Source organism: Streptomyces tricolor (genome assembly GCF_002155905.1).
In the GTDB taxonomy this organism is placed as follows: Bacteria; Actinomycetota; Actinomycetes; order Streptomycetales; family Streptomycetaceae; genus Streptomyces; species Streptomyces tricolor.
In genome coordinates, this window is sequence record NZ_MUMF01000023.1 from 1 (window position 1) to 5,405 (window position 5,405).

General features: G+C 73.5%; 4 protein-coding genes. 1 reads left to right on the forward strand and 3 read right to left on the reverse strand.

All coding sequences use genetic code 11. The annotated features are described in order from the left end of the window. The coding region (locus tag CCN44_RS02020; protein WP_143649579.1) for a response regulator transcription factor at nt 1-219 on the forward strand (219 nt) is incomplete at its 5' end. Nucleotides 220-282: 63 nt separating this feature from the next. Here CCN44_RS02020 and CCN44_RS02025 read toward each other — a convergent pair. From CCN44_RS02025 to CCN44_RS02035, 3 genes are all read right to left on the reverse strand, one after another. Further along, nucleotides 283-2,532, reverse strand: a complete 2,250-nt coding sequence (locus CCN44_RS02025) for a hypothetical protein (RefSeq protein ID WP_086696691.1) — start codon at nt 2,530-2,532, stop codon at nt 283-285. A gap of 86 nt (nt 2,533-2,618) precedes the next feature. Continuing rightward, nucleotides 2,619-3,839: an FAD-dependent monooxygenase gene (locus tag CCN44_RS02030; RefSeq protein WP_086696692.1), complete on the reverse strand. Its 1,221-nt coding sequence runs from the start codon at nt 3,837-3,839 to the stop codon at nt 2,619-2,621. Then, on the reverse strand, nt 3,836-5,170 hold the full coding sequence (locus CCN44_RS02035) for an MFS transporter (RefSeq protein WP_086696693.1): 1,335 nt from the start codon (nt 5,168-5,170) through the stop codon (nt 3,836-3,838). Before CCN44_RS02035 ends, CCN44_RS02030 begins: the two co-directional genes overlap by 4 nt. Between the last annotated feature and the right edge of the window lie 235 nt (nt 5,171-5,405).

A 5,405-nucleotide genomic window follows, 5' to 3' on the forward strand; every position in this document is an offset into this window, starting at 1 on the left:
CAGCACCTGGAGTTCCCGGGCGGACTCTCCCCCCGGGAACTCCAGGTGCTGGCCGAACTGACCACCGGCCGTACCAACCGGGAGATCGCCGAGCGGCTGTACATCACGCCGCGCACCGTGGGAACCCACATCGAGCACATCCTCGCCAAGCTCGGCCTCCCCAACCGCGCGGCCGCCGCCGCCCGGGCCGCCGCCTGGGGAATCACCCCCTCGGACTGACCCGGGCCGCGGCCGGTGACCGCCGCGCATCTGCGGAGCGCGCCGTGCGCCGCACAGAGCCCGTCAGCCGGCCGAGCCCCCGGGGAGCCAGTCCGCGAAGGCCTCCGGGAGGCGGTCCAGGTCCTCGGGCGTGACCGTGACGAGACGCAAGCCGTGGTGGCGGGCCAGTTCCCGCTTGCGCGCCACCTTGGCCGCGTACGCCTCCTTCGTCACCAGGCCCAGGGCCTCCACGAACGTGCCGTCCGCCAGGCGCCAGTCCGCGCGCAGACCGGTCGTGTTCAGTTCCGGGTGGCGCGGGTACGCGGGCTCCGGCTCGTGGGCCACGCCCCAGTGGTGCAGGAAGTCGTCCACGTGCCGCTCGAACAACGAGCGGCACAGGTGCCCGTCCGTGGCCCTGGTCGCCGTACCCATCGACGTGCGCACCCCGTCCGTGAGAAGCCCGGCGTGTGCGAGCCACTCCGTCCAGGTGCGGGCCGGCCGCGCCGGGCGCGTGCCCAGCAGTGCCGAGGCGGGGCGCGGCACCAGGAAGCGGCAGAGCATGGCCTCGTCGACCAGGCCGGGGTCGTCGAACGGCACGCAGAGACGGTCCAGTTGGGCGAGGGACGGCGGCCCGGAGAACTCGATCCCGGCGAGCCTGCGCAGCGCGTACACGATCGCCTCCGTCCACGCGCCGTCCTCGCCGGTGTCCCGCAGCACCCCGCTCCGCGCGAGGGTGCAGCAGCCGTGGCAGTAGAAGAGCCCCGCGTGCGCCGACTGGGCGGAGCGCCCGCACAGCCGGCACGGCCCGCGCTCCGCCAGGGCCACCGGGGCCCCGAAGAGGGACTCCAGGGCGCGCCGGTAGTACGGGTTCTGCGCCGCGTCGTCGACGAGCGGCGGCAGCAGGCCGCCGGCACGCGCGGCCGGCGTCTGCCCGCCGTCGGGTTTCGCGGCGAGCCAGCGGCGGTGGGGCTCCGGGACGAGCCGCTGCGCGGCGGCCGTCACCCGGCTGGAGCGGCTGACCGGGCTGGTCCCGGCCGGTGTGACCGCGGCCCGCAGGTTGTGCCGCTCCACCTCCTCGCGCGGCGCGCCCCAGGTCACGAGCAACGGTCGCACGCCGTGCCGGCGCAGCAGCACCGTCATCGGTTCGGCGAGGGGTGCGGCGTACACGGTGAGGGTGCCCGAGTCAGCGTCGAACCAGCCGGCTTCGGGGAGCCGGTCCCGCGACAGGCCGGGCTTCGACAGCCGGATCGACCAGATGCCTGCGGCCACGACGACCACCGCGTCCGGGAAGGCGTCCAGGGCCGCCAGGTCCTCGGGCGCGTCCACGTCCAGCCCGTGCGCGCGCAGCGCGCGGAGCGCCTCGCTCCGCACCCGCTCGTCGACGAGCGTGAGCGGACCGTCCGGCAGGTGGTACTGCCCGACCTGCACGCCGGACTCGTCCAGGACGAGGATCCGGGTGTGCCGGAAGACGGACCGGGTGACGGCCCGCAGGCCGCGGAATCCGTGTGCCGAGCCCCGGTACGCCTCCCAGGCGCGCAGCAGCGGCAGCGCCTCGGCGTCCCGGCGCAGCCGTGCGCGGTCCCGTGCGGTCTCCCGGCCCCAGGCCCCGCCGGCGGCACGATGGCTCAGGGCGGTCCGCAGCCGGACGGCGAGCCGCTCGGCGAGCGCCCGGCGCAGCCCCGGTTCCCCACCGGCCGGTGCCGGCTCCCGGCCGGCTTCCGGCCGGTGCTCGCTCAGGTACGCGTCCACGAGGGCGCGGACGGTCTGCCGCTCCGGCAGCAGGACCCGGACGGAACCGACCGCGTACCCGAACGCCTTCTGCTCGGCCCAGGACACCGGTTCATGACGGTCGGGCTCCCAGTCCGCGTCCTCCGCGTCGTCCTCGCTGTCGTCGTCGTGGAAACGGCTGTCGGATTCGAGGTCGTACAGCTCGATCCAGCCGTGGCAGCCGACGGGCGTCCCGGTCTCCTCCGTGAGCCTGCGGATGCTCTCGCTCGTGACGTGCAGCGCGCTGCTGTAGAGATAGCCCATGTGCCGGTCGAGAACGGAGCCGGTGGTCTCCGGCGGGGCGGCGACCGAGACGGCACGGCTGTCGTAGTCGTTGTCGGGGCGGGGGACGAGACTCACGCGGACGGGTATCACGGCATCGCACCCCGCCTTGCGCGGTGCCGGCCGGACGTCTTCCTTCCGCAGCCGGCCGAGGACGAACGCGCGCAGGGCGGGGACGGAGTCGTCGAAGACGGCGAACCCCGGGGCGACGTCCTTCGCGGGATCGCCCGGAATCATGAGCAGCCCCGCGTCGGCGGCGTACTGGACGGTGTCTCGGCTCGACATGCGCGGATTATGCCAAAGGCATGTGCATTTCCGGTGATCGGGCCGACCCGTTCCCTCGGCCGGCAGCGCCCGATCCCGTGCGGCGGTCATGCCGGGGGCAGGGGCTCGGGCAGCGTGAGGGCCGAATGAGCCGGGTTTCCCTGCGCCGACGGCATGGCGCTGAGGCTGCGCAGGCGTTCGTTGCGCTGCTTCAGGGCCCGGGCGGTGGTGGGGAAGAGGGTGGCGCCGCCCTGGCCGACCAGCCCCTGGTTCACGGTCACGAACTCCCGGGTCTCGCGTTCGTAGGCGGCGAAGCCCGCGACATGGTCCCGGTCCGCGAGGCAGCCGGCGAGCATGTACGCGCCGACGAGGGCGAGGCTGGTGCCCTGTCCGGTGAGGAACGAGGGCGCGTACGCGGCGTCGCCGACCAGCGCCACCCTGCCGCTGGACCAGCGGGGCATGCGGATCTGGCCGGCTCCGTCGAAGAACAGGTCCTCCGCCTCACGCAGGCCGGCCAGCAGGCCCGGGACCTCCCATCCCGCGTCGGCGAAGACCTCGGCGACCAGGTCGCGTTGAGCCCGCGGGTCCCGGAACGCGTCCCAGTCCGGCTCCGGCCGGGCGAAGTTCAGGAAGGCGTGCACCTCGTCGTCGTCTCCCGAGGCGTAGAGTGTTGCGGCCCTGCCCGGGGCGTTCCACATCACGGTCTCGTGAGAGAGCCCGAAGGTGTTGCGCAGGGTGAACACGGCGAAGCAGTAGCCGAGGTAGCGGTGGAACCGCTCTTCCGGGCCGAACACCATCTCCCGGGTCCGCGAGTGCATGCCGTCCGCACCGAACACCATGTCGAACGTACGGCCGCCGCCCCCGCGAAAGGTGACGTCGACCCCGTGGGCGGTCCGGTCGAGGGTGTCGATCGCGTCGTCGAACAGGAACTCCACGTCGTCACGGACCGCCGTGTACAGCGCCTCCGTCAGATCCCCGCGCCGTACCTCCAGGTCCCGTCCCGCGACGCCACCGGTGACGGCATGCGGGTGCAGGGAGGCCACCTCGCTGCCGTCCGGGTCGAGGAAGGTCAGCCGCCGCAGGTCGATGTGCGCGTCCCGCAGCCGCGGCAGGATCCCCATCCGCCGGGCGACCTCCCGTGCGGTGCCGCGCACGTCGACGGGATAGCCGCCCGCACGCAGGGCGGGCGCCTTCTCCACGACCGTGACCGCGTATCCGTAGCGGTTCAGCCAGAACGCGAGGGCGGGCCCCGCGATGCCGCCCCCGGATATCAGGACCGTGCGCCTCGGCGCGCCACGGACATCCGTCAGCTGATGGGTGAGGGTCATTCCTCGACTCCTTCGGGCAGGGTGCGCGCGACGAACAGGGCGAGCGATGTGACGACGGCGGCTAGGACGAAGCCGGTGACGTAGGCCGATTCGGCCGCGACATCCGACCCGGGAGGGGTTGCGGCGGTGAGGAGCGCACCACCGAGCTGCCCGCCCACGGCGTAGCCGAGCACGCGGCTCACCAGGATCAGACTGGTGGCGACGCCGGTGTCCTCGGCATCGACGGCCGTGGCGGTGCCGGTCATCATCGCGGTGACGCACAGGCCGTTGGCCAGCGCGATCAGCGCCTTCCCGACGACGAGGTGCCAGACCTCGGTGTGCACGGCCGCCAGGGCGACCAGCGAGACGGTCATCATGACGACGCCGGTGCCGACCACGGCACGCGAGCCGAAACGCCGGTCCCCGATCCCGCCGAGCGGTCCGGCCAGCGTCGCGGCGACGGCGCCGGGCAGCAGGAAGAAGCCGATCTCGGTGGCGCCGGCGCCGAATCCGTACCCGTCGCCGCGCTCGTCGAACAGCTGCGGAACGAGGTAGACCGCCATCGAGGTGCCGAGGCAGATCACGAACGTCAGCACACACGCCGTCCGGATCGCGGGCCGTGCCAGCAGGCGCGGATCGATGACCGGCGAGGCCGCACGCCGTTCGACGGACACCCAGCCGACGGCGAAGACGGCCAGCAGCACGACGAGGGCGCCGAGCACGCCTGGTTGCGAGCCCGCTTCGGGGGCCAGCGCGAGTACGAGCATGAGCGTGACCAGCATCCCGCTCAGGAGCAGCAGGCCGGGCCGGTCGAGGCCGGCGTCGTCCGACCCGCTCGGCGGATCGGCCGGCATGAGCCTGTTCACGAGCAGGGTGGCCCCGGCGACCGCGATGGTGGGCAGCGCGAACATCCAGTGCCGGGAGAGTTCTTCCGCCACCGGCCCGGCCGACAGCATGCCGACCATCCCTCCCCCGACGAAGAGTCCGCTGACCACCCCGATGGCGACCTTCGACTCTCCCGGGGGAAGGTTGTTGCGCACGACGATGAACGACAGGGGAAGCGCGCCCACCATCGCCCCTTGCAGCACCTGCCCGAGCAGCAGCACGGGCAGGTTCGGGGCCAGGGCGGACACCGTGCCACCGACCGCGACGACCGCCATCAGCCGGACCAGGACCCGTTTTCCGCCGTAGCGGTCGCCGAACCTGCCTGCCAACGGCGTGATGAGCGCACCGGTGATGAGGAGCACGATGCTGAGCAGCGCCCCTTCGGACTGGCTCATGCCCAGTTCGCGTTCCAGGAGCGGGATCGTCGGTGACACCACCGACTCCAGGGCTCCTGCGGACAGCGCCAGCGCACCGAGGGCGCCGACAGCGCCCTTCCCGAGCGGGACCGGGGGAGCCGGGGAACGTGCCGCGCGGCCCGGCGGAGTCGACGCCCGCGAGGGCGTGCACCGTGCCCGCTCCGCGGCCGTACTGCCGCCGGACGTCGGGCAGTTCGACGGCGAGACCGGGCGTGGCGGCCGGGAGCTGGGGCCGGTAGTCCCCCTCCGGTCGGTTGTCCCCCTCCGGTCGGTTGTCCCCCTCCGG

What these genes read in the sequence shown, in the direction of transcription:
- CCN44_RS02025 (WP_086696691.1), bottom strand. Translation starts at nt 2,532, where the DNA reads ATGTCGAGCCGAGACACCGTCCAGTACGCCGCCGACGCGGGGCTGCTC.
- CCN44_RS02030 (WP_086696692.1), bottom strand. Translation starts at nt 3,839, where the DNA reads ATGACCCTCACCCATCAGCTGACGGATGTCCGTGGCGCGCCGAGGCGC.